Below are 23,494 nucleotides of genomic sequence, written 5' to 3'. Positions count from 1 at the left end.
ATGCTTTATTCAACTATTTCAATCATAAATGGCACAGAAACAATGAAATAATAAAAACCATCAAAAACATGATACAAAAAGCAGCCTAAATAAATGAAAAAAAGGATATACCAATTTCCACACTAATATTGACATTACCATGACGCCGTCAAAAATTAACTGTAAAGATCACGCAGGGTCAACTTCAGCTTCTGCACCTTTCCGTCACGTACGATTTCAAAGGTAAGGACCGTGCCCGGTTTTTCCTTAAGAAGATTTTTCAGGGCGATTATCCCCCCCAAGTAGCCGACATCGATACCGTTGACCGTTTGAATGACATCATCGGCCTTGAATCCGGCTTTGGCCCCCGGCGTACCGGGAGAGACATAATATATCTGCATCTTGCCGTCCGTTGTAAGACCGGCCTGAAGGCCGCTGTTGTCGCGCGGGAAAGCTTTGCCGAAATCGATCCCCTTCTCGACAATTAACCGCTCTTTCTTGTAGTCAAGGTACAATACAAAATTCCGCAGAAGGGTATTGCCGATATTCCCGGTCAGTTCTTTACCCCCGAAAGCACCCTTGGTCGCCTCCAATCCCCATGATATAACCGGCTTTTCTACTGCAAATCCGCCGAATTCTATTTTCTGGAACTGCGCCTTGCGTTCCTTAAAAGAACCGCCGGCGCCGAAACCGAGAGCATCTATACCGGGGTAAGTCAGAAATCCGTTCGCCTCGGCAAAGGGGTAATGAAAGCTGGTTTCTCCGGCGCCCAAATCAAGACTCCAGAGGCCGCCGTATTTCCCGTCGACCGTCAAGGGAAGGTGAAACATATTATCCTGTGATATCGGTGCGCTGAGAACGGTTCCCGATCCGGCGTGAATGTAACTGTCGGGGTGATAAAATGATATTCTCTCATTGGCGTAGTCGATTCGGGTCACGAGACGCGAAAGGAAATCGTAACCGAGTATCCCGGCGACATCAAGGCCGACCCATTTCTTTATCAGCCAGCCGATATCAATAACGGCCACTTTTTGCGACTCGAATTCAAGACCGTCAATGCTGAACTGCGGCAGAACGGCAAAGGAAACATCAACCAGATTCCCCGCTCCCTGCCCTTTGATATTTCCCTCGGCTTTAAGTCCAAGCTCGGCGGCATACTTGCTGTCGATGACTGTAGCGCCGGCGCCGGAATCGAGAATCCAGAGGCGGCTGCGGCCGTTGACCGTTACATACAGAAAAATATGATTGTCGATAAACTGGAAGGGAATATTTTCGGCGCTCTTGCCGTTGGCAAAACGGAAATCCGTGATATCCTGCAGGGGCGGTTCGAAAAGGGAGGAGTCAACAGGAACATTTGTCTCAATCAAAGTGAATACCGTATTCGCAATCTGCCCGGTCGGCTCGGTGACCGATCTCTGAGCGAAAGCATATAAAATCCCATTGACAGGGCGATAGTCGGAGAAAATAGTTTTGGTTTCAGTGTCAGGCTGCTTAGCGACCGCTTCTATGAGATAGAAACTTGAAGTGTCATAGTAGTTGACAATAATATTCTCATTGATGGTGTTGGCGATTTTGACCACATAGCATGGTGCACCGGCGGCGGTATCGATTCCCTCGAAAGTGATTTTGAAATTCTTGGAATTCCGATTCAAGTGATAGTATTCGGCCAACAGCATGGCCACCTGACGCTCTTTGAGAGATTTTTCATCACGGGCGATCTGCAGCTTGCCATTGTGGTCGACACTCCAATTGAATTGGCCGTTATCGCCGGAGGATTGTTTGATGATCTTGAGATCGACATCCTGCCTATTTCTTATGGGGATTTCGCCCCACTGGACAAAGGTTCCTTTGAGGCCGGTTCCCTCAATGTCGATATTCCCTTCGACATGAGTTGTTTTCTGGGCTTTGATTTTGTCCAGCCCGCCCGATGCCTGGTAGGCGCGGTTGAGAATTTCGTACGGGTCGGTCAGAGTCGCCCGGCTTTCGGTTCCGATTAAGATTACGGCCAGAAGGCAGAGAGCAGCTATGATTAGTCGGCGCATGGATTACTCCTTTTCAAGGTATTTCTTCTCTATCAATTAAACTGCTTTAGATACGATTTTCAAGGGAAGATGTTTCCGGAATTGAAAGCTTACGGGCACCCGCCACGCGACAAGATAGATTGATTTTACCATGGCCGGAGATTATATTATTGCATAGCAGGTATTTAGGCCTGGACTTCAACATTGCACAATCGGCCCGGCTGGACCAGGGCACTTACATTTGCATGGCTTTGAAATAGATTATGAGTCAGGCGCAGAATGCAGCCGCCTTATCACTCGCCCGGCTTAATTTTCATGCTCCGTAATGAATCATGGTCGAGAATAACCCCTTTCTGCCAACTGTGCTTGGGGATTCTGATCCTGAAGGGAAATTCCTTAGCGGCGGTATCACCGTAGAAGCAGGTGTAAAGGCTTTCTTTGAGGAGAGTATCATAAACGGCGCTTTCAATGCGAAAAAGATCATTGACCCAGGAGACGTGCAGGCTGTCCTGAGATGACGCAGTTTGCGTTTTTTCCGTGTTCAATCGGGTTTCGACATACTCCTGCGCCACGCGGGTGACCTCGGCGCGATAATCTTTCCGCACCAGAAACGGCATGAAAGCCCAATAAAGGGAAAGCCCCAGCATATAGAGGGCCACCGGCGCCATGAGGTATATGACCATTTTCTGCAGGCCTGTTTTGTTATCATTGGGCATAAATTTCAACGAGTGAAACTAATCATTGCATAAGACCGGAGGTTCGGCAATTTCATGCCTTTTTTGCACCTTGCTGTCATAGTCGTGGATGATGACGGTATCAACTGAATCGAAGTCGAATATCAAACCGATTGTAATATCCTATTCTCCTATTTTATCGAGACCTCCTGGCCATCCCGATAGATCATTACATCAACGATTTCGCCTCGGGGATCAAGATGGAGCCATTTGCCGTCCCTCTTATCATTTACCTTTCTACCTATATAGAAATCCGTATAATATCTCAACCAATCATTATTATGAGTTCTCTTCCATTCAATCCATAAATCCATCTCCGCATTATAATATTCATTCGTGCTATGAAGCCATTCGCCGTCTCTTTTCTCCAATCTAACCAAAAGCGTGTCTCGGTAATAGTAATCTACTGAGTCGATCATCAGATTGGGATTGTTGCGATCATCCCCTTGTCGCTTAATGATCCATAACCCATACTTTGAATTGTACTTATAATAGCCTATGGTTTTCACAGTGTTGTCAGGGTACCATTCAATATATTGACCATTTAGCGCACTGTAGAAGTTATCTGGCAATTCAATAGCATTGTCAATATATGTTGTTTCTTCCCGGCGATTGCCATTTTCATCCCATTTGATCCAAGTGCCAATTCTTCTATTCCACCTATAAGTGCCGTTCTCTTTCAGCTGCCCATTCTCAAACCAGGACTTATATTGGCCATGAGGTTGAAAGGTGTCTCCATATCCTTCAAAGCACGCCCGAGTATAATATTCCCTTAAGTTTCCATTCTCCCACCGAACTTCGACCGTGTCATATTTCGTTGCCTCCCAGGCAAAGACCGTCGAAGAACTCAAAACGATCAAAAAAGAAATGATTCTCATAGTACGCATTTTGCCCTCCTTATTGTAGATTATTACTTCTTATGCCCGACCCGTCGCAACGGGTCCACATTATAACATCTATTTTATTCGCGCGGCGATTAAATCCTCCAGTTCCGGAATCTTATGCCTTGTCTGTTGCATGCTGTCGCGGTCACGGATCGTAACCGTCTCATCCTCTTTGGTCTGACCATCAATAGTGATACAGAACGGGCAGCCGGCTTCATCCATCCGGGCGTAACGCCGTCCCACCGAGCCGCCGTCATCATAGAAAATCTTGAATTTCTTTTTCAGGTCGTGATAAACCTTCTCGGCAATCTCCGGCATACCGTCTTTATTGACCAGCGGCAAAATGGCCGCCTTGATAGGTGCAATCCGGGGCGACAGGCGGAGCACCGTTGATTTATCGCCGCGCGTGGGATCCTCATCGTAGGCATCAACCAGCACCGTCAATAGTGTCCGGTCGCAGCCGGCCGAGGTCTCTATAATATAAGGGACAAATTTCTCGGTGAACCGTTCGTCAAAGTAAGACAGGTCTTTACCGGTCGCTTGCTGGTGGCGCGAGAGATCAAAATCGGTGCGGTTATGCACCCCCTCAAGCTCTTTCCAGCCGAACGGGAATTCATATTCGATATCAAAGGCTTTCTTGGCATAGTGCGCCAGTTCACCCTCGCCGTGCTGGTGCCAGCGGATTTTATCTTTCTTTATACCCAGTTCCAGGTACCAGTTCCAGCGCTCCTCCCGCCAGTACTCAAACCATTTTTCATCCTCGGAGGGATGAATGAAGAACTGCATCTCCATCTGTTCGAACTCGCGGGTGCGGAAAATGAAATTACCGGGGGTGATTTCGTTACGGAATGCTTTCCCGATCTGAGCGATCCCGAAAGGAATTTTCTGCCGCGAGGAATTTTTGACATTAAGGAAATTGACATATATCCCCTGCGCGGTTTCCGGGCGCAGATAAACGACGGCGGTGGAATCCTCGACCGGCCCCATGAAAGTTTTGAACATCAGGTTGAACTGCCGGGATTCGGTGAGCGTTTCGTTGCCGCAATTGGGGCAGCGTGTTTTTCCGGCGATATCATCGGCGCGGAACCGGGCCTTGCAGGTTTTGCAGTCGATCAACGGGTCGTGGAACTCGGCCACGTGGCCGGAGGTGATCCAGACCTGCGGATGCATTAGAATAGCGGCATCGAGTCCCTCGACATCATCGCGCCGGGTGGTCATTGCCTCCCACCAGAAAGTCTTGATGTTCCGTTTCAGCTCGGCGCCGAGCGGGCCGTAATCCCAGCAGGAGTTGAGTCCGCCGTAGATTTCGGAGGAGGGGTAGATAAAGCCGCGCCGTTTACAGAGCGAGACCAGTCGATCCATTTTGTCATCAGTTTTTTTCGCCATAGGTTGCTGTTGCCTTTATTTTAATTGCATTTATTCATTTTAGTAGGGGCGTATTGCCATACGCCCATCTGTCTGTCGTAGGGGTTTGATTTATCAAACCCTGAAAGGCCTGCATCTCCAATCTTCTCTCGGCCTCACACCTGCGCCTTGCGCAATTTCTCCAAGAACTTAAGCGAGTTGAGCTCCCGCGTATCGGTCTGGTATTTCAAAAATCCGGTCAGAAGCTCCAGAATCTCCTCTCCCTCGCCCAGATTCATTTTCATCGCACCGGCCTCGGCCAGAGAGGAGGTTTGCAGGCGGTATATTGTCTTCAGCCGCTCAAATTGGAGCTTAATATAATACTCTCCCGGCATTTGGCAAGACGAACATACCAGCCCGCCTCGCTCGGGAGTAAAGAAATATGCCTTGCCCGTAGCGCCGTTGCGGCGGTTGGTCTCCGTGATAGCCAGCGCCTCTTTCTCTTTCCCGCACCCCACGCACCCGGCGAAATTCGGACGATAGCCGAGATAGGAGAGAATTTTGAGAAAATAGGCCAGGAAAAGAGGAATCAGTGAGTTTTTCGAAACAGAGTCGGTGAGACGAAGAAATTGGATGGTGAGAAGATAAAGTTCTTCGTGCGGTTCATCCTCGGCAAGAAGGTCGTTGAGAAGCTCCAGCGCCGCTGAAGCGAAAGTAAGCCGGCCAAGAGTTCCCTCTTTCTCGAAAAGGAATCCCTCCAATAGCTCCACCTCGGTCAGATATCCGGTGCCCGATCTTTCCGATTTGAAATACTCGATTTCCAGACGGCTGAAAGTCTGAAGTCTGCCCCGTTTGCTTTTGAGCGAGCGACCGCCGCGATCAATAATTGATTGTTTCCCGGCGTTGTCGGTGAAGAAAGTGACGATTCGTGAGTTTTCTTTCCAGTTGACCGCCTTAAGGATTACCCCTTCTGATCTGACCTGCGGCATTGAATTCTATTCTTTGAAACGATAGATAACCTCGCCCGGGCGGGTGAACAGGTGCTTGGTGCGGGCGATATATTCGATATAATTCAAATCGTTCTGAAGGCGCATCCGGTCGTATTCGGCATCAATGAGCCTGACCAGTAACTGGTGGTTTGCCCTATTGATTTCATTGATTTTATAATGAATCTTGGCAATCCGGACAAAACCATAGGTGCCGCCGAAAAAGGCATAGACAAGAAACGCCAGCACGACCACCAGAAGAACTCGGAACAGCCCCCGGCGAAAAGTATTCTTGCTGTTGGAAAGTCGGTCGGCCAGATTGTCCCGCCAGGGATGAGAAACTTCTTTTCTATGATCATGCCGCATTAGTCAGGTCCTATAGAGTATCACACATTGACATTTTTTTCAGTATTTTGATTTAACTGTTTTGTCTCTTTTTGGCAAGAAAATTTTTGATTAAATTGTCCGAAAGTTTGGAATAACCCATGACTGCAGATGATAGAATTAATAGAGGATAAATCATGAACGATCAACTGAAGAATTTACCCAGAGAAACTCTTGAGACGATGCTGGTAGATTTCGCCAAAAACTGGCTGGCACACGACGGGCTCTGGTTTCAGGCGGTGGAGCAGGAATGCGGTCTTGAAACCGCTATCCGGCTTGACACCCAGGCCTGGCAGGAGTTCACCAGGATTGAGGCCCGACGGATAATGGAACGTCACCAACTCCCCGCCAACGGCGGACTGGAAGCGCTCAAGAAGGCGCTCGGATTCCGCCTTTATGCTTTTCTGAACGAGCAGACTATTACCGAGGAAACCGAAAACTCTTTTCTTTTCAGGATGGTTGACTGCCGGGTGCAATCGGCCCGAAGAAGGAAGAATCTCCCGTTGTTTCCCTGCAAATCGGTTGGAATAGTGGAATATACCGAATTTGCCAGCACGATTGATGCCCGGATTAAGACAGAATGTATCGCTTGCCCGCCGGATGAGGGGAAACGGGATTTCTATTGTGGCTGGCGATTCACAATTGAATAATCGCCGGAGGAGATTACTCGGGGAATCAGATTATCCTGAAGATTGTTTGGCCGCTTTCTTGACCAATGAGAAAATCAGCGGGCCGAATAATTCGCAGGCCAGAATCACGGTCCAGAGGCGCCCCTCCAGGATATTATAATCGGCCAGCAAGGTCTCCCACGGGTTCCCCATGACATAATGTCCGAATACAAACTCAAAAATAACAGTAGCAATTACCCAGAGAAAGCCGACCAGAAAAAAATCCAGTTTTGAGAAGGGGACCCGGACATGGGTTACAAAGATATAGGTCACGACCAGAACAAAACCGGAAAGAGCCACCGCCGCAATGACATGAGCGGGATATTTCCCCATCGTCGGTTCCAAAAAGATATTCCGTATGGTGCCGTTGAGAAAAGCAAATATGAAAAAGACAAACCATATCCCCATGGCATGCAGGAAAACTTTCCCTTTCATATACACTTCCTGTATTTCGGGAGAATCTTTTCTGATCGGCAACTCCTTTTTGCAGCCTTTTGTCACCGGCGGATGACGGTCGGCTTCAATTGAAAAGATAAAAGAGCCGGCCTTCTCTTTCAAACATAATAATTAATGCCATAAAATAAGAAAAGCCTGCCCCGCTCAAAGGCGGGGCAGGCTTAAATCATAATCAATTCCGGTTAATACTGACAGGGCGCGGGGCCGCCTTTGTAGATATAATTGACCAGATAGGTAATATCCAAAATATCACAATTAAAAGTGCAGTCGAGGTCGCCGGCCTGCGGGATGACCGGAGGCGGGCCGGAGCGATACAGATATTTGATAATATAGGTAACATCGGCGATATTGTATTGGCCGCTGCAATCGGCATCACCGTTCATGGCATTGGCCACCGGCAAAGTAAAATATTTGAAAAAGCTTTTGACCGGGATCGAGGAATCCATTACGCGGAGGGCGAAAGTATAGCTGCCCCCTTTTTCCGGACTACCGTGTATCAGGCCGCCGGTTTCCAGAGTCAATCCGGCGGGAAGCTGGGCGACCAAAATCGACCAGTTATAGGGTGGCGTCCCGCCGCTGGCGTTCATCTGGTAGCTATATTCCGAGCAGGGATTGCCGGCCGGAAGCGGAGTCTCCTCGGCAATTCTGACGGCGTTAATATCAAGAAGAGCAGCCCCCTGACCAAAATTGCAGGTGCCGTATTTGATCCAGAAAAAACCATTATCGCCCCATCCTGGCCCCCAACTGTTCTTGACCCGCCAGGCGCCCTGGCCGTTGCACATGGTGTCATCCCAGCCGACAATTAGCACGCCATGATTCAAGTCGGTGGTGAAGGTGTTATTGCTGTAACAGCCTCCGCCATAAGAAAAGAAATCATTAAAAACATAGAAGGCAACCGCCACCGGGGCGGTCATAACCGCGGTCTTCAGAGAATAAATATTGTTCGGGATGGCTGTCCAACTGTCGAGAAAAGCAATCGGTTGATACTGTGTCTCGGTGCATGGAATATTATGATTGGCCAGATAGGGCATTTGGGATTCGAGAATGGCGCCAAAAGATTTATAATGATTATATACATCATCCATCCACCCGCCATTGCATCCCCAGCCGGGAGACACGCAGGAAAGAATCTGCTGTTCGGAAAGATCGTATTCAACTTGGCGATAGATTTTATAATTTGCCTCCAGAGCGCCGGTGGCACAGAAAATCCAGCAGGAACCGCATCCTCCCTGGTTTTTCACCGGCGTGACCTTGCCCGAATCCTGCCAATTGAAACTGACAGGAAGGTCGGACGCCGCCTTGGACACAAAGTCCTTGCGCAGGTGAGCGCTCCATATCTCTTCCCAGTTGGGCGGCATTTTCAGACCGAGCATTTGGCGACGTTCATCGAGAGTATAATCGGTCATGATAGGATTTAGTCCCGCCGTCCAGTCAAGGCCCTCGTCGGCGATTTTCTTCTGTATAGCCGTAACTTCCTTCTCAGCCTCAGAATCGGCCAGAACGAGGTTAGAGATGAAAAGTGGGGCGAGGAGCAACAGCGCGAAAATACCAAGTCTTTTCATAAAAGGCACCTACTGTTTATAATTTAGGCAAGTAATCATATTATCAACTCAAATATAGTCATAAAGCTAATATTGTCAAGGAATTAGTGGACATTTTGGATACAACGGCACAATCGCCCGGCTGCTACCACCAGACCTGCTGATTATCATCAATCGTGAATATCCTTTCTTCACGGTCAGAGTCTTTGGCTACCAGCCAGTAGAGTCCCGCGGAAGGGATTTTCTCAAACTTGAGAGGCTGATCGCCGGCGGTAATTTTTCCGATTGACTGCCAGCCATCATCCCAGTAGAACAGTTCATACTCTTTTCCGGGAGTCAGAAAGGATTTGGCGATCCCATCGGTCGAGGCAACTTGTGCAACTTTCGTGGTAGAAACGAATTCGGCGGTGATACTCCTCTCTTCATCAGGGGAAAATTCTCGGGTGGTGCAATCATTATTTAATATGAATGGGGATCCATAGGGGACAATTTTCTCATCCATGTAAAGCGCCGGAAGGTAGGCGATGTCGGTACCCATGGAATTGAAAACAGCCTGGCCGTTTTTGATTCTTCCCCAGTGTATCGCCTGCCACTCGCCGGAGTTGAAAACGCACAGATAAGCGATATCAACCGAATCGGGAACAGGCTTATTGAAAGTAACGGCAATGTCACATGTCTTCGTGTAAGCGGAAGTAACATCAATATAGCTCTTTCCGGCCAGCCAGCCGGGGACTTTCTGCTGTTTTCTCTCCTGGAAAATGAGATTATTATGCTGCTGCGCGTAGGTCTTGCGATAGACCTTGGCCAGTTTATTGGCCAATTGATACTTGCCGGGGTTACTTTCCGCGCCCATAAAAGGGATCACTTTTCGATCGGGCAGAACAATAGCATTCCAGGCATGATTGTTTCCCGAGTTGGCCCAAAAAGGAGTGTAGTCGCTGGTAACCGCCACGCCATTGGCCCGCATGGCGTAGATGGCGGCATTGGTCATATCCTCGCATCGCCCCAAATGGTTCTTCATCATCTCGGAAAGTCCCTGGTCGGTCGGATGATAATAAAATCGGGGATCGAAGGTGAACCAGGTCATGACATCATTATTAATCAAACCTGCCGCCTCCATTGGATCGGTGGAATCAGCCATTTTAGAGGTTATATCCTTATACTTCTCCCAAAATATCTCCCGCCACGGCTCGATCGGCTCATTGCTGCAGCGATATGGCAGAACATAATCAAAGAAAATATCGACCGGCAGATTTTTCGCCCAGGGTTTTTCGCGCCAGGCCCGGAAGGCGTAATCAATCTGGTTTATCAGATAATCAGCCCGGATTGTTTGGAGATCATAAATGGTTTCCTTGCGCTTAAAATCCAGCGTGCCGTATTTTGCCTCGAGCACTTTCCAGCCTGCCTCCAGAGAATCATATTTAGGATAATCAAATATGCTGAAAGGGACTTCCTGCCCGACAGAATCCCGGAGATCAAAAGTGACATAAGAGTGTCCCCCCATGTTGCCGACCAGATATAGAGCGGCCTTGAGCTTAAGGGAATCCTCCGGTGCCGCATAATGAGAAAATACCTTTTCCAAATCCGCACGATTATTCCCGGCGGAATCAAGCGCACGGTAAACATCATCCGAGTATGGCGTAATCTGCAACTCTGCCCCCCGCACTGATGGGCCAAGAAACAGCAGGATCATTATGGCAATCTTATAAACCGCAGTCATAGCAGACTCCTGTCATACATATTCGTGACATTATGTTTCATTTGAAAATAAGAGATTGTTGTTGTTGAAGCAATCCTTTCGTCAATTTTGCCATACATGGGCAAAGTTGACGGAGGACAAATCGGGACGAGAGTTCGTTATTTAATTGGATTAGTCCAAATCTGACGGGAGATTAGCTCTGACCAAGTTTCTTAACTGTGCAGTTATTATTTTCCTCTCCTTAGCCGGGGGATGCGATTAAATCTCCTATCATATATCCTTTCCTGCCGCCGGCTATTGGAATATTTCACTGAAGAATTGTTTCATTGCCTCCCAGGAACGGCGATCGGCTTCTGCATTATAGGCCGCCCCTTTTGTGGGGTCGTTGCCGCTGGCCGGATTGGTGAAACTGTGCACGGCGCCGCCATAGATTATCATCTGCCAATCGACCGAGGCCTCTCGCATCTCTTTTTGGAAAGCCGCCACTTGTTCGGCGGGAACATAGGGATCATCACCGCCGTGCAATACCAACACTTTGGCCCTTATATTGCGGGCATCCTCGGGATGCGGCGTATCCAGATTGCCGTGGAAACTGACTACGCCATTGAGTTTGGCGCCGCTTCGCGCCAGTTCCAAAACCGTGCCGCCACCAAAACAGTATCCGATTGCGGCAATTTTGAGCGTGTCGGTCAGAGGAAATTTCTTGAGTTCCTCCAGACCGGCTGTGGCCCGCGCCCGCATTAGGCCGCGGTCAGCGCGGTAAATTGAGGCTTGCTCGCCCGCCTCTTTGGTATCTTTGGGACGGACCCCTTTGCCGTAAATATCGGCGGCAAAGGCAACATAGCCGAGCGAGGCCAGTTGCTCGGCTCTTCTTTTGGCGTAATCATTCAGCCCCATCCACTCGTGCACAATCATAACACCGGGCCGTTTCCCGGCAAAGGAATCATCATAAGCCAGATACCCCTCCAGAACAGCAGCGCCCTGCTTGTATTTGACGGTCTCGGTTTTAATCATAGCCGAATCGCCCTGCCCCAGAAGCGCGATTAATAGAAATGTCGCCAGATATTTCATAACCTGCTCCATGTTCATCTTTTTGGGGTTATACGAAACCGAGAAGCAATTTCACAAATGCAATTTTCTTGATATATGGGTAAGGGGAATGGCGGAACCGCAAGACTTCGTCTGGGATTCCGCACTACCCAGCTTTTGGGTCGACCCCTACATACTTATGCCGCGTTCAGGATTTTCCTCATCGAGCGCCCATTTCAACGGATTTTCGATTATGTATTTTCTAATTTCGTTCAGGTCATATTCATTGCGAATGACATGTTCATAATAATTGCGCTGCCAGATTCTGACCGGTGCATCCCATTCCTGGCGTTCAACATATCTTAGCCACGCATTCGCACATGATGATTTAAATGCCCCTATAATTCGCCCAATTGTGGGGTTCACCTGTCGATTTGTAGATGTAGGGGCGAGGCTTGCCCTCGCCCTTTCATTTTGGGCGACCGCGAGGGTCGCCCCTACGATTATGATTATACCGTGCACGTGGTTCGGCATTACTACATATTCATCCAATTGCACAGTGCAAAATCGTTTGGGGATATTGAGCCACTCTCTTTCAACAATCTTTCGCAGTTCCTCATAGCGTTCAAAATGTGTCTTGTGATTCCGGGTGCAAATGGTGACAAAATACCCGCCGTCTTGTGAATAGTTATATTCCGGCAACCGTATTGAACGGCGGCCGTTAAATCTCTCACTCACCATTTTTGAGGTCATTTGGCACCCCGGAATAATTCGTCTGCTTGCTCTCTTTTATATATATCGTGCCGAGTTAGTCTTGCCTGCCGCGCACAGAATGCATTACTCTTTATTGCGGGCGAGCTTCACCTTGTCAAGACAATCGGCGGCGATATCCCATGCCCCATTGGCATTACCGCGAAGGTCGTTGTCCTCAAAGACACCTTGCCCGCCTTTATATACCCAAATCGCTTCATAGAGATTTTTATAGATGCGATTGCGACGTAGGGTGGGATTGCCTCCTTCCCTGATTTCCACACCAGCAAATGCATTGCCGAATATATCATTATCCTCAATCACACCCTGACCATATTGGCCAACAAGAATGCCGTCCTCCCTGCTATCGTGGATACGGTTGCGACGCAGGATTGGATTGCCCCCCGTCTTGATCACCACGCCAGACATCATGTTGCCGTAAATATCATTATCCTCCAGCGATCCCTGGCCATACTCCAAAATATAAACCCCGCCCCGCTTGCTTTCGTGAATTTGGTTGCGGCACAAACGTGGGTCTGCACCTCCATGTATCTTAACACACGATCGAGACTGACTTGTTATATCGCATCCTTCCAGATCGAGACGTCCCTGGGTGATATCGATGCAATACCAATCCCCGCCGCCAACTTGCCGCAGGGTCAGATTGGCGACTCGACCCATGTTCGCCATGAAGACGACGGTATCCTTGCCCTTCGCTTCGATTACGACCTCGCCCAACGCCCCGTCACCTATGATTTCGACCGGCTTGTCAATAGTGACACCTTCCTTATACAACCCGGGCCGGACAAGAATCCGGTCACCCGGTTTGGCGGCTTTGAGTGCATCCCCCAGAGTCAGGTGATCTCCGCGATGGAACGCATCGACGATTAACGTCGGAGGCTCGGTTTTGGACAACGGTCCGCGCGAGTCATCGGCAGATTCCGTGCCAGCTTCCTCGCGCTGTGGGCTCTTCTCGGCACTGCTCTTAATAGCCTTTCGGTGCCCGCGTGCGCCCGCGCTGTGCATAGGCCGCGGCTTGGGCTGCCCGCGTTCCAATGCCTCGACGATTTGCGCTGCCATCCTTGCGATCATCTTGCCTACCTGTGGGGAGGTAAATGGCTCAAAGCGCAGTTCGCGCCAGTCGATATATTGCCGCGCAGCGATGACTCTGGCCAATGGGTCAGCTTGCCGCTTCGCCTCATCGTTAAGGATCGGACAATTTACGTAATAGACCGGCAGAATCAGATCCTGGCGTTTCAGCTTTTTCTCCCGCTCGAGGAAACGATTCAGCTCTTCGCAACATGGCGGGCTTTTAAAGAACCCGGGTGTGATGATTGGGATGAGAAAGGTGACGGCATCAAGGGACTCGTCGATGCGTTGTTTCCATTGCTGGCCCCAGGCGATGTCCGCCCGATCCTGAAATATGTGAAACTCTTCTCCGGTCTGCAGGCGGATTTCACCACTCAAGCGATTGCGGAGTTCGCTTAATCGTCCCGTTTCATGCTCATCAACGAAACGGACATAGCTCATAAAGGCGGCCGGCTGCTGACTCATATTACCCTACTTCCTCGTTTGATACTGTAAATATCACCTTCCGATTCAAATATATAATCATTTTGAGGAAAAGTCAAAAATAGCTTTGTAGCGCAAAATCCCGAAGGGTTTTGCGAAACGGAATTTCATGCTCGTTGCTTTCCTCGCGGCGTCAGGAACCCCCTCCTGACGCAATATTGCTGTTGTGTCAGTTCCTTAGCGCGGCTTTTCCAAGCGATGAACTGACACATATTATTTTTGCTTGATCGCCTCAATATCAATCCATTTACCCCGCAATTTCACAAATATTTCCTTCCTATCCCCTTGCCATTCAATCACCGCAATACAAAATCTGTATCGAATCGATGGTGATTTTGCTCCATACCCCCTTAATAGGAGTATGAAAATATGTCAATAAGCGAAAAACAACTTATCGCCAATCGCGCCAACGCTCAAAAATCCACCGGCCCCAAGACCGATCAGGGCAAGGAAACCGTCGGCCACAATGCCGTCAAACACGGCATTTATTCGGCCGATATTATTATCAATTCACCCCGCCTCAAAGAAGATCCCGCCGAATATGAGCAACTTCTATCCTCATTATTCGAGGAACTTAAACCTCAAACCCTTCTCCAGGAACACCTTGTCCGCAAAATCGTCAACTCTCTCTGGCGTTCCCGCCGCCTGATCGCCGCCGAATCCGCCCAAATCACCAACCAGCTCGAGCAAATTGACAATAAACTTGTCTTTGTCAGCGGCCATGGCTTTGTGGATAATATCGAGGACCCCGATAATGATTCGATCTCGCCCGAAGATAAAGCCCGCGTCATTAATAATAAGGTCGGTGCCAAATCAATCCCCACGGAATCTTTCAATACCAACATTCTCCGTTACGAAATGCGCCTCGATCGCCAGCTGACCCGCGCTTATACACTCCTCCGCCTCCTTCAACAAGGTCAAAAAGCAAAATCACCCCCCGATTCCAATGAAACATTTTAAAAATCGAAGAAACAAACCCATTTTTCCGACCCCAACATTTGACAGTTGTGAGGGCATCTTGGGACAAATATGTTCTTGTGCCACTATCGCCACGTTATTGTCATGCTGGACTTGATCCAGCATCCAGAGATTCACCTCATGCGGTGCATGGCAGACCTCCCGGTTGCCGATTTTCGTTCGGGCAAGACGGCAGACAAGGACCCGCCCCGGCGGGCCGCACACTTAATATGGATTCTGGCTTTCGCCAGAATGACATGAAAAGGGGATCTTTGGCACCAATAAAAAATGCGCCATAAAGGACTCGAACCTTTGGCCCGCTGATTAAGAGTCAGCTGCTCTACCAACTGAGCTAATGGCGCATTCTATATGAGGGTGGAAGGGATCGAACCTTCGACCACCTGCTTAAAAGGCAGATGCTCTACCACTGAGCTACACCCCCGTGCTTTCGGGGTGACACAAAAATATGCGGTCGGCCGCTTATGTCAAGCCGTTTTTCTTATTTTATGCCAAGCAGTTCGACATCGAACATGAGCGTAGCATTGGGGGGAATTACACCGCCGGCGCCGCGCTCGCCGTAAGCCAATGCGGGAGGAATAATCAGTTTCCGTCTCCCGCCGACTTTCATGGTCATAACGCCCTCATCCCATCCCTTTATCACCTTGCCCATGCCGATCTGGAATTCAAATGGCTCGTTACGGTCGCGGGAACTGTCGAATTTCTTGCCGTCAAGAAGCCAGCCGGTATAATGAACCGAAACCGTATCGCCGGATTTCGGAGAGGGGCCCTTACCAACGACCATGTCGATATATTTCAGCCCGGAAGCCGTAGTAGTCTCCTTGCCTTCCATCTTTTTCCCCATTTCCTTGGCTTTTTCGGCTTTGACCGCTTTCAGGGTGGAATCGGCTTCTATCTTCTTAATCTCGACGGCCTTCTTTTCCTCAACCTTGGCCTTGGCGGTATCGGCCACTTTTAGCGCGCCTGCCTCAGTCTCAAGTTTCTTGGCCTCGGCCTCGACCTTAATCTCCTCGGCCGCTTTGGCCTTCATCGTATCAGAAACTTTTTGCATTTCCACGGCCGCTTTGCCGCTGTCGGCTTTGGGGGCTGCGACCGTAAAGCCCAGCATCAGCCAGACAAATACTACAGAAAGAAACATATCAGAACTCCTTCATTTGGTTCAATTGTGCCCGGTATATATAACTAATCGGCGGCGATTTGTCCAGTGGGGTATTCGGGCCAATAACAAACCGGGGATGAGCTATCCACCCCCGGTTTCAGGTCGATTTCGACAGCTATTTTTCCAGAAGCAGTTTCTCGAACTGGTCGACCAATTCCGAGAATATTCTCGTCACATTTTCCACCGGCACCGGGGTGTTCATGTCGACTCCCGCTTTCTTGAGGATATTAATCGGATAGTCGGAACTTCCGGTGCTGATAAAACTCTGGTAAGAATTGAGGGCGCCTTTCTCGCCGTCAAGAATCTTCCGCGACAGCGTCTGTGCCGCGGCATAGCCGGTGGCATATTGATAGACGTAATATTGACGGTAGAGATGATATATGCGAAGGCCGCCCATATCTTTTTCCGGCTCCATCACCAGGTCGGGGCCGTAATATTTTTGATAGATTTCGCGGTACATCTTGCGCATCGACTCGGCCGACAATGCGCCGCCAGATTCCACAATTTCATGGATTTTAAGCTCGAATTCGGAAAACAGCACCTGACCGTAAAAAGTCCCGATAATCTGGTTGATGTAATAATTGAGGAGGTACAACTTCTGGTCTCTGTCCTTGGCGTTCTTGATCAAATAGTCGATCATGATAGCCTCATTACAGGTCGAGGCCACCTCGGCGGTGAAAAGGGAATACCCGGCATAGGTGATCGGTTCGTTCTTATTGGTATAATGGGAATGCATGGCATGCCCCAGTTCGTGCGCCAGCGAAAAGATGTTATCGAGTGTTCCGGCGTAATTGAGCAGGATATAGGGATGCACCGAGTAGGTCCCCCAGCTGTAGGCGCCGCTGACCTTTCCCTGATTTTCATAGACATCGACCCAACCCGATGCAAGAGCCATATTGAGATTTTCCAGATACTCTTTCCCCATCGGCTTCAACGCCGTAATCAGGGTCTGTTTGGCTTTCTCGTAGTCGGGGAATTCCATTTTGGCTTCCGGCACCAGCGAAACCCACATATCATAGGTGTAAAGGGTATCCAGTTTCAGGACTTTCTTGCGGAGGGCGGTATAACGGTGCAGAGGGGCAAGATTTTTATTGACCGCATCGATCAGATTATGGAAAACTGCCGTCGGAACATTGTAACCATCAAGGCTTCGCTCCAAACAGGTGCTGTACTTGCGTGCCTTCGTATAGAATAGATCGGCGTTGATAGAGGAACTGAGATTGGTAGCCAGAGTATTGAGATAGGCCTTATAAGCGTTGTTATAAGCATCGCTGGCATCTTTGCGAACCTGCCGATTGGGTGACTCCAGAAGAACCCCATAACGCTCTTTGGTCAGCTCGATCATCTCTCCTTTTTCATCTTTGACCGGCGGATATTTGATATCGGCGTCATCGATCATGGAGAACAACTGGATAAAGCTCCGAGTGACATTTCCGGTCATGGCCAGAAGGTTCTCCACCTCGCTCGACATAATATGTGCTTTGCGACGAATAAGGTCTTCGATATAGAATCGATAGACGGCCAGTTGGGAATCGGAATTCAGAAATGATTTGAGAGTATCATCGGGCAAGGCGAGTATCTCCGGCTCGATGAAAGCGGTTGCTTGACTGAAATCGGTGCCGACGGCCGAAATCCGGTCGCCCATTTCCTGATATTTGGAGACCCTGGTGTCCTCATCCTTTTTGAGGAAAGCATACACAAAGAGGCGGTGGAAATTAGAGCTGAGCGAATCATTAAGCATAAGACAGCCGGCGAGTGTCTCGGAGAAACTGCCCAGTTTTCCCTCAAAGGCCGCAAATTCGGGGATACGTCCTTTGATTTCAATAAAAGCCTTTTCCCAAGTCTCATCGGAGGGGAATAGGTCTTCCAGTTTCCATTTATATTTGGCGTCGATCTGATCGCGGGTAGGGGCCGCTTTGACCGGTGCGGCGTTTTCAGCTTGTGCCATAGCCATTGTCGCTCCCAAGGTTAGAATGAGGATGGCGAAGATTGCCTTGCGCATGAACATCAGGTAGTCTCCCTGTCTTTGGGTTGAATATGATATATGCATAACGCATAAGTTTGTCTAATATCTTACAAATACGCAGAATATCAAGCGGAGGTTTTCAGTTTTTGATGTGGAGGGGTTCAAAAGAGGGTGAAATTATCTGATATGAAGTATCGCCTTATTTACACACAAAAACCAGGGGCGTATATAAGAACGCCCCCGAAAATATAGAACCTGTCCGACCGCGCTCAGTCAGGAACCGTTTTAGATACGGCGACCTCCGCCGTCATCGGTCTGCTCGGCCTTCGGACGCGCCTCATTTACTTTGAGAGCCCGCCCCTGGATCTCTTTTCCATCCAGACCCGTGACAGCCGCCTGCCCTTCTTCACTGGAGGGCATTTCGACAAATCCGAAACCGCGTGATTTCCCGCTGAATTTGTCTTTGAGAATGGTCACATTGGCGACCTGACCGAATTCCTCAAAGACTCTGCGCAAATCATCCTCGCTTGTCTCAAATGACAAATTCCCGACATAGATGTTCATCATAGACTCCTGAAAATAATGTATCTAAGGTGATTAATAAACAAAGAGAATTTCCTGATTCAAAAATGGATAAAATCGCCTGATCGTGCCCGCAAATTTGATTGTTTCCGAAATGTGGTCAAAATCTATGCTATACTAACAACTTCCAGTAACGGCATGGAATCTATACAACTCTTCTCCGTTTGTCCAGTCCAAAATCAGAAATCAGATAGAATTTTTTGGAATAGTCGGTTTCACGACACAAAAGCAGTGGGGTTATGTCCTGATTAGGAATTTCCCCGGGATTATCGCCGCATCATGCCGAAATGGTAAAACCTGATTTCCGGGGCAGTCGCACTGCGTGAGGTCTCTCAAGCATCAGGCTTATTCATTCCAGACGGGCCGGGCGATTTTGCCGATAAAGAGAATGGCTCCCGACTGGTGCTCGTGTATCAGGAATATAAACGGCCGGTTGATCAGCATGCCCGGATTGAAACTGTCAATCATCACCACGGCCGTCACAGCCGCCGCCTCGGTGCCGTTTTCATCGACCTGGACGAAGGTTTTATGTTTAACCTGATCTATCCATCCCACGCCATCGACAAACATCTTGCTGAAATCGGCCCCGCCGCCGAATGCAATGGTCATCCCGAGCGCCTGGAGTGCATCATTCAGTTTCACCCCATACTCGAATCTGAATCGCGGCATGGCAATCGGCATCACCGCCTTGTAAAAGCTTTTTCTCCAGACCGCCCAGTTGGCGTCATTTAACTGCGCTGCCACTTGCTCCGGTGTCACCGATGGCAAAGGGAGAAGTATCGCCATACTGAAATTTTCATCACCGTAAGGAAGATCGACTGCTTCAAACAAGTCATTGGCGAAGTACAGAAGAGTATCCTCGCGCGCCATCATCCGGCTTGAAATTTCGGTACTATCACTCAGATAAAAGGCGCCGTCATAAGATTCGGCACTGTCGAAGAGATGGGTCCAGGTTCCTTTGAAATAGATGGCATTCATCAGTAGCATGGCCACATCGGCCGGCAATCCGCCTTTGAATATCTCCTTTATCTTGCCGTTGGTGTTAATATTAACCCAATTGTCGATGGAATCGACCGTTCCCGGAGCAAGAAAGTCAACCTCTTTTACCGTGGCATCGAAATAATCCCGGCTCAGGGTAACAAACTCGGGCTGTATCGTTTTCCCAATCCGCGACCAGATAGAATTGGCGATCTTGAATGCGACGGTCGGGTCAAGCCGGGTAAGAATTTTGGTAAGGTTCCGATATGCTTCGTTTATCTCCCGGTCGGTTAGTCCGGCCAGTTCAAGAGTCTTGTTCATGGCTTCGCGGGTCGTTCCGGCGGCGCCGTTGCGTGTCATACCGAGCGCATAGGAGACAGATAACGGCGAGACAAAAATGTTATTCCCGGCCGGTTCCCGTGCCGAGATTTCCCGGAACAGGTTAAAACCGAACCGATTGGTTGATTCCGCCAGACTTTTATCGGCGGCGGTCAACTCGATCGGGGGATTCTGATGCGGCGGCTTGGCCGGCTGAACTGGAGCAGCCGAATCTGAGCAGGAAAGGCCACACAGGGTCAGGGCCGTTAAAACCAGAAGTCTAATTATTTTCCTCATAATTCCTCACTTGCTAACATCTTATATAATAAATGTCGGAGAGGAAGGGCGAGAGGTTCATATTATCTAAATTAAAGATATTGTTTTCAGCAATTTTGTGCAATGCAAATTAATATCTGGCTGGAACTGAAGCCTCCCCATGGAGTTTTCCAAACAGTGTAAACCGAAATGGATTGTGGCGCAAACCACCGCCGATAACTGCCCGATGATTTCGGTATTCGAGAAGCGTGGTTTTACGGTCAATTACAGCACGGCCGATTCAACGGTGGAGCTTGTGAAGGCGATTGATTGGTAGGGCGGACACGCCCGCCCTATTCGACGTTGTTATTTCCAATATTATTATTCTAGCTCTAAAAACTGCCTTTCAGACCGGCAGCAAAGCCCAATTCCTCGACTCCGTGGACCCGACCATAACGCAGGGCGGCACTGGCGGAAAGATGTTTCTGAAGCGGAAGTTGCATCTGGTACAAGAACCCCGGCGAATCATAAAGACCGCCGGAAAACCCAAAATAGAAACTGGCCAATTTTTGATTGGTGGAAACGACACCGATATCATAGTATCCTCCTCCGGAAACCAGAGGAGTATTTTCATTGTAACTGGTTATGAAACAAATAGACCGGGGATTGCCGAAACGCAAATGAAATGAGCCGTCAAAGGCCATATCCTCGTGGCCGGGCGAAAGATTCAGCGGCCGCCGTCCCGACATAAAGCCGAAACCGATACCTGCTTGACGGGTCTCCAGACTGATGCTGGGGTTGACGTAATTGAATCTAACCGGCCGGGGCGGAGAAGGCATGAAGGAATCGCCGTTGTTCATGTCACTCTGACGGATCGGATAGCGGTACGATTCGGAGCGCCAGCCCCCCCAGGCAATGCCGATCACAATCGGCGAATTCTGACGCGGCGGAATGGCCAGATGAGCGGATAGAGCGTAATCATTGAAAGTATTTTTTTGGGCGGCCACCGGTTCGCCGCACTCGCGGATTACGGAAGCATATTGCCCGGTGCCGATATGCCCCGAAAGAACGACACTGGTTGAATCGGGATTGCCGCGATAAATGCCAAACGGCAGAACCAGTATGAAGCCGAAACAAAAGGTGTGAACAAATGGTCGCAGCAGGGAATTGATTCGGTCGCTCAATTTGCGCGGCGATTTTCTATAATGGGAAAAGCGCATATTCAAATCCTCCTAGTCTTATATAAAATATAAAGATTCAGGCTATTTTGGCAACAGTTCTTTTTGCAACCGGGAAGGTCGCGGCCTCGACCGGACAGTCTTCCACCACTCTGCACAATTTTCCCCTTGATTTCGTCTTTAGTGTTGAAACGCCCATTGCTATTTCGCATATTGAAAGAGTTGAATTCCTGTTTCTTTTGACAACCGGCCCGTTGAAAGGTTCAAAACAGGCAGTTATTTATGGCAGAAATATATCTTTCAAGAGTCAAATTTGCGGCGCTCTGCCTGACTCACAATTGTAATCTGCGATGCCGCTATTGCTATACCGGCGAAAAAGTGAATAAATCGATGAACCGGGAAACCGCCCAACGGGCGGTCGATTTTCTGCGCGACCAATCCGACGGCAGCTGTGTCATCACCTTTTTCGGCGGTGAGCCATTGAAGGAATTTGACCTGATGAAAGCGATCGTCGCATACAGCCGGGGAAAATTCGGCCGCAGGATTGAATTCCGCATGAGCACCAACGGGACTCTTCTAAAGCCGGAGATATTGGAATTTCTGAAAGAAAACGAAATATATTTTGTCCTGAGTCTCGATGGTAATCAGAAACAGCATGATTGCAGCCGTTGTTTTGCCGATGGTCGCGGTTCGTACAGTATGATCGCCGACAAGCTGGCCAATATCTTTGCCGTCAATCCCTACACCATTGCTGTGTCGGTGGTTGTCCCGGAGACAGTAGGATATGTTGCCGCAGGTACGATGGACCTCTTCGGTAAGGGATTTCGATATGTCCTGCAGACACTCGATTATTCCGCCGGGTGGGAAAATCAGCACCTGAAAGAACTTGAGAGACAGTACCGGGAACTGGCAGCATTCTATTACCGCAGTCTGACGGCGGGGAAGAAGATTTTCTATAGCCCGTTTGACGAGCGGATCAAAACCCGGGCGCAGAAACCATACGGCCAGGGCGACCTCTGCGATCTGGCCAATACGCAGATTGCCATTGCCCCCTCGGGGAAAATCTACCCCTGCGTGCAGTTTATCGGCACCGATGATAAATCATTCCGTGAAAATTCCATTGGCGACGTAACGAACGGTTTTGATGAGGTGCAGCGCCGGCGTTTCGTGGGGCAGAACTATCTGGACAAAGAATCATGCCGCGGTTGTGCTCTGTACGGCCGTTGCGCCACTTATTGCGGATGTGTCAATTGGCGCGCCACCGGGGCGCTGAACAGAATCCCGCCGATAATTTGCGAGCATGAGCGGATGCTGATGCCGATAGTCGATAAGATGGCCAACAAACTCTGGAAAAATAATGTCGCCTTATTTAGGAGAAAGTTCTACGAGAAATCATTTCCGATATCATCATATATGGAAGATTGTCTTATGGAAGGGAGGATATAAAATGTTAAGGATCAGAATAATCAGGAAATATACACTGCCGCGATATCCCGGGGGAATCTATCATTCCAAACCTGAGCCCAGATCAATTAAGATTATTAAAGGAAGCCTGGCAGCGGCTCTAATGGCGACATTTCTGGATTCCTGCAATTGTGTCGGGGTGACCGGCCCGCCGCCGTTGCCACCCGGAATGGTGACCGAAAACGAGGCCAGGGCGGTTGTCAACCGGGTGTTCGCCAGAAATGAAATCGCACTGGAGCATGATAAGGCTCTGACATTTCATTATCCGGAGAATGATTCCACCATACTGAATCTTGACGGATACAACGACTCACTGAATGTCGGCTATGAATATATATATCAGAATGATGACAGTTTGTTCACCTCACAGATTGTTCAGGCTCTTGACAGCGCCGCGCATAGTACTGGTGGGCCGTATGTCAAAGCAATCGAGGCCATCCAAAAACACTCCGACTACGGCATTTTTCTGGACAGCCTGATGCAGAAATTCATTGATACCTTGAAAGCGCAGGGAGTATTTTAGAGTGGAATATTCGGGCGGCCGGGCGGTCGCCCCGGTCATAAATTTCGTG

General features: G+C 49.2%; 22 protein-coding genes and 2 tRNA genes. 5 read left to right on the top strand and 19 right to left on the bottom strand.

Going from position 1 to position 23,494, the window contains the following annotated elements; translation table 11 throughout:
- Window positions 1-155 precede the first annotated feature (155 nt).
- The 6 genes from NT002_12800 to NT002_12775 all read right to left on the bottom strand — a co-directional run bounded on the left by NT002_12800 (window position 156) and on the right by NT002_12775 (window position 6,314).
- Entirely contained in the window at window positions 156-2,021 is a 1,866-nt protein-coding gene (locus NT002_12800) for an aspartyl protease family protein (protein MCX6830136.1), read from the bottom strand.
- A gap of 272 nt (window positions 2,022-2,293) precedes the next feature.
- Window positions 2,294-2,683, bottom strand: a complete 390-nt coding sequence (locus tag NT002_12795; GenBank protein MCX6830135.1) for a hypothetical protein — start codon at window positions 2,681-2,683, stop codon at window positions 2,294-2,296.
- Between the two features lie 182 nt (window positions 2,684-2,865).
- Window positions 2,866-3,621 carry a hypothetical protein gene (locus tag NT002_12790; protein ID MCX6830134.1) on the bottom strand — a complete coding sequence of 252 codons (756 nt, stop codon included), beginning with the start codon at window positions 3,619-3,621 and terminating at the stop codon, window positions 2,866-2,868.
- 69 nt (window positions 3,622-3,690) lie between these two features.
- On the bottom strand, window positions 3,691-5,004 hold the full coding sequence (locus NT002_12785) for a glycine--tRNA ligase (GenBank protein ID MCX6830133.1): 1,314 nt from the start codon (window positions 5,002-5,004) through the stop codon (window positions 3,691-3,693).
- A gap of 134 nt (window positions 5,005-5,138) precedes the next feature.
- Entirely contained in the window at window positions 5,139-5,951 is an 813-nt protein-coding gene (recO, locus tag NT002_12780) for a DNA repair protein RecO (GenBank protein ID MCX6830132.1), read from the bottom strand.
- Between the two features lie 6 nt (window positions 5,952-5,957).
- Window positions 5,958-6,314 (bottom strand): septum formation initiator family protein, encoded by a 357-nt coding sequence (locus tag NT002_12775; protein MCX6830131.1) that lies wholly within the window; start codon window positions 6,312-6,314, stop codon window positions 5,958-5,960.
- A 155-nt stretch (window positions 6,315-6,469) separates the two neighbouring features.
- Here NT002_12775 and NT002_12770 point away from each other — a divergent pair, with 155 nt between their 5' ends.
- Window positions 6,470-6,982, top strand: coding sequence for a DUF6125 family protein (locus tag NT002_12770; protein ID MCX6830130.1), 513 nt, complete (start codon window positions 6,470-6,472; stop codon window positions 6,980-6,982).
- Window positions 6,983-7,012: 30 nt separating this feature from the next.
- Here NT002_12770 and NT002_12765 read toward each other — a convergent pair whose 3' ends face one another.
- From NT002_12765 to NT002_12740, 6 genes are all read right to left on the bottom strand, one after another.
- Complete coding sequence (locus NT002_12765; protein MCX6830129.1) at window positions 7,013-7,435, bottom strand: hypothetical protein; 423 nt, start codon at window positions 7,433-7,435, stop codon at window positions 7,013-7,015.
- Between the two features lie 203 nt (window positions 7,436-7,638).
- A complete protein-coding gene (locus NT002_12760) occupies window positions 7,639-9,018 on the bottom strand; it encodes a putative Ig domain-containing protein (GenBank protein ID MCX6830128.1) in 1,380 nt (459 codons plus the stop codon).
- A gap of 124 nt (window positions 9,019-9,142) precedes the next feature.
- Window positions 9,143-10,717, bottom strand: a complete 1,575-nt coding sequence (locus NT002_12755) for a transglutaminase-like domain-containing protein (protein ID MCX6830127.1) — start codon at window positions 10,715-10,717, stop codon at window positions 9,143-9,145.
- A gap of 273 nt (window positions 10,718-10,990) precedes the next feature.
- Window positions 10,991-11,767: a dienelactone hydrolase family protein gene (locus NT002_12750; protein ID MCX6830126.1), complete on the bottom strand. Its 777-nt coding sequence runs from the start codon at window positions 11,765-11,767 to the stop codon at window positions 10,991-10,993.
- A gap of 147 nt (window positions 11,768-11,914) precedes the next feature.
- The gene (locus NT002_12745; protein MCX6830125.1) at window positions 11,915-12,478 is read right to left on the bottom strand and encodes a transposase; all 564 of its coding nucleotides are present in this window, start codon (window positions 12,476-12,478) and stop codon (window positions 11,915-11,917) included.
- Window positions 12,479-12,562: 84 nt separating this feature from the next.
- Window positions 12,563-14,029, bottom strand: a complete 1,467-nt coding sequence (locus tag NT002_12740; GenBank protein ID MCX6830124.1) for a right-handed parallel beta-helix repeat-containing protein — start codon at window positions 14,027-14,029, stop codon at window positions 12,563-12,565.
- Between the two features lie 387 nt (window positions 14,030-14,416).
- Here NT002_12740 and NT002_12735 point away from each other — a divergent pair, with 387 nt between their 5' ends.
- Entirely contained in the window at window positions 14,417-15,007 is a 591-nt protein-coding gene (locus tag NT002_12735) for a hypothetical protein (protein MCX6830123.1), read from the top strand.
- Window positions 15,008-15,293: 286 nt separating this feature from the next.
- Here the strand turns inward: NT002_12735 and NT002_12730 are convergent.
- From NT002_12730 to NT002_12705, 6 genes are all read right to left on the bottom strand, one after another.
- Window positions 15,294-15,366 (bottom strand) — tRNA-Lys (locus NT002_12730).
- An 8-nt stretch (window positions 15,367-15,374) separates the two neighbouring features.
- A tRNA-Lys gene (locus NT002_12725) sits at window positions 15,375-15,446 on the bottom strand.
- Between the two features lie 57 nt (window positions 15,447-15,503).
- The gene (locus NT002_12720) at window positions 15,504-16,160 is read right to left on the bottom strand and encodes an FKBP-type peptidyl-prolyl cis-trans isomerase (protein MCX6830122.1); all 657 of its coding nucleotides are present in this window, start codon (window positions 16,158-16,160) and stop codon (window positions 15,504-15,506) included.
- A gap of 136 nt (window positions 16,161-16,296) precedes the next feature.
- Window positions 16,297-18,189 carry an oligoendopeptidase F gene (gene pepF / locus NT002_12715; protein MCX6830121.1) on the bottom strand — a complete coding sequence of 631 codons (1,893 nt, stop codon included), beginning with the start codon at window positions 18,187-18,189 and terminating at the stop codon, window positions 16,297-16,299.
- A 243-nt stretch (window positions 18,190-18,432) separates the two neighbouring features.
- Complete coding sequence (locus NT002_12710; GenBank protein MCX6830120.1) at window positions 18,433-18,711, bottom strand: RNA-binding protein; 279 nt, start codon at window positions 18,709-18,711, stop codon at window positions 18,433-18,435.
- 363 nt (window positions 18,712-19,074) lie between these two features.
- Window positions 19,075-20,322 (bottom strand): serpin family protein, encoded by a 1,248-nt coding sequence (locus NT002_12705; protein ID MCX6830119.1) that lies wholly within the window; start codon window positions 20,320-20,322, stop codon window positions 19,075-19,077.
- Between the two features lie 139 nt (window positions 20,323-20,461).
- Here NT002_12705 and NT002_12700 point away from each other — a divergent pair, with 139 nt between their 5' ends.
- Entirely contained in the window at window positions 20,462-20,617 is a 156-nt protein-coding gene (locus NT002_12700) for a hypothetical protein (protein MCX6830118.1), read from the top strand.
- Window positions 20,618-20,672: 55 nt separating this feature from the next.
- On the opposite strand, the gene NT002_12695 is transcribed toward NT002_12700, so the two are convergent.
- The gene (locus NT002_12695) at window positions 20,673-21,500 is read right to left on the bottom strand and encodes a hypothetical protein (protein MCX6830117.1); all 828 of its coding nucleotides are present in this window, start codon (window positions 21,498-21,500) and stop codon (window positions 20,673-20,675) included.
- A 240-nt stretch (window positions 21,501-21,740) separates the two neighbouring features.
- Here NT002_12695 and NT002_12690 point away from each other — a divergent pair, with 240 nt between their 5' ends.
- Both NT002_12690 and NT002_12685 read left to right on the top strand, forming a co-directional pair.
- Complete coding sequence (locus NT002_12690) at window positions 21,741-22,904, top strand: radical SAM protein (protein MCX6830116.1); 1,164 nt, start codon at window positions 21,741-21,743, stop codon at window positions 22,902-22,904.
- A gap of 1 nt (window position 22,905) precedes the next feature.
- Window positions 22,906-23,445: a hypothetical protein gene (locus NT002_12685; GenBank protein MCX6830115.1), complete on the top strand. Its 540-nt coding sequence runs from the start codon at window positions 22,906-22,908 to the stop codon at window positions 23,443-23,445.
- Window positions 23,446-23,494: the final 49 nt, after the last annotated feature.

The sequence above is a fragment of the Candidatus Zixiibacteriota bacterium genome (genome assembly GCA_026397505.1).
GTDB lineage: Bacteria > Zixibacteria > MSB-5A5 > GN15 > PGXB01 > JAPLUR01.
Note: the sequence above shows the minus strand (reverse complement) of the source record. Positions and strands in the feature narration are given on the sequence as shown.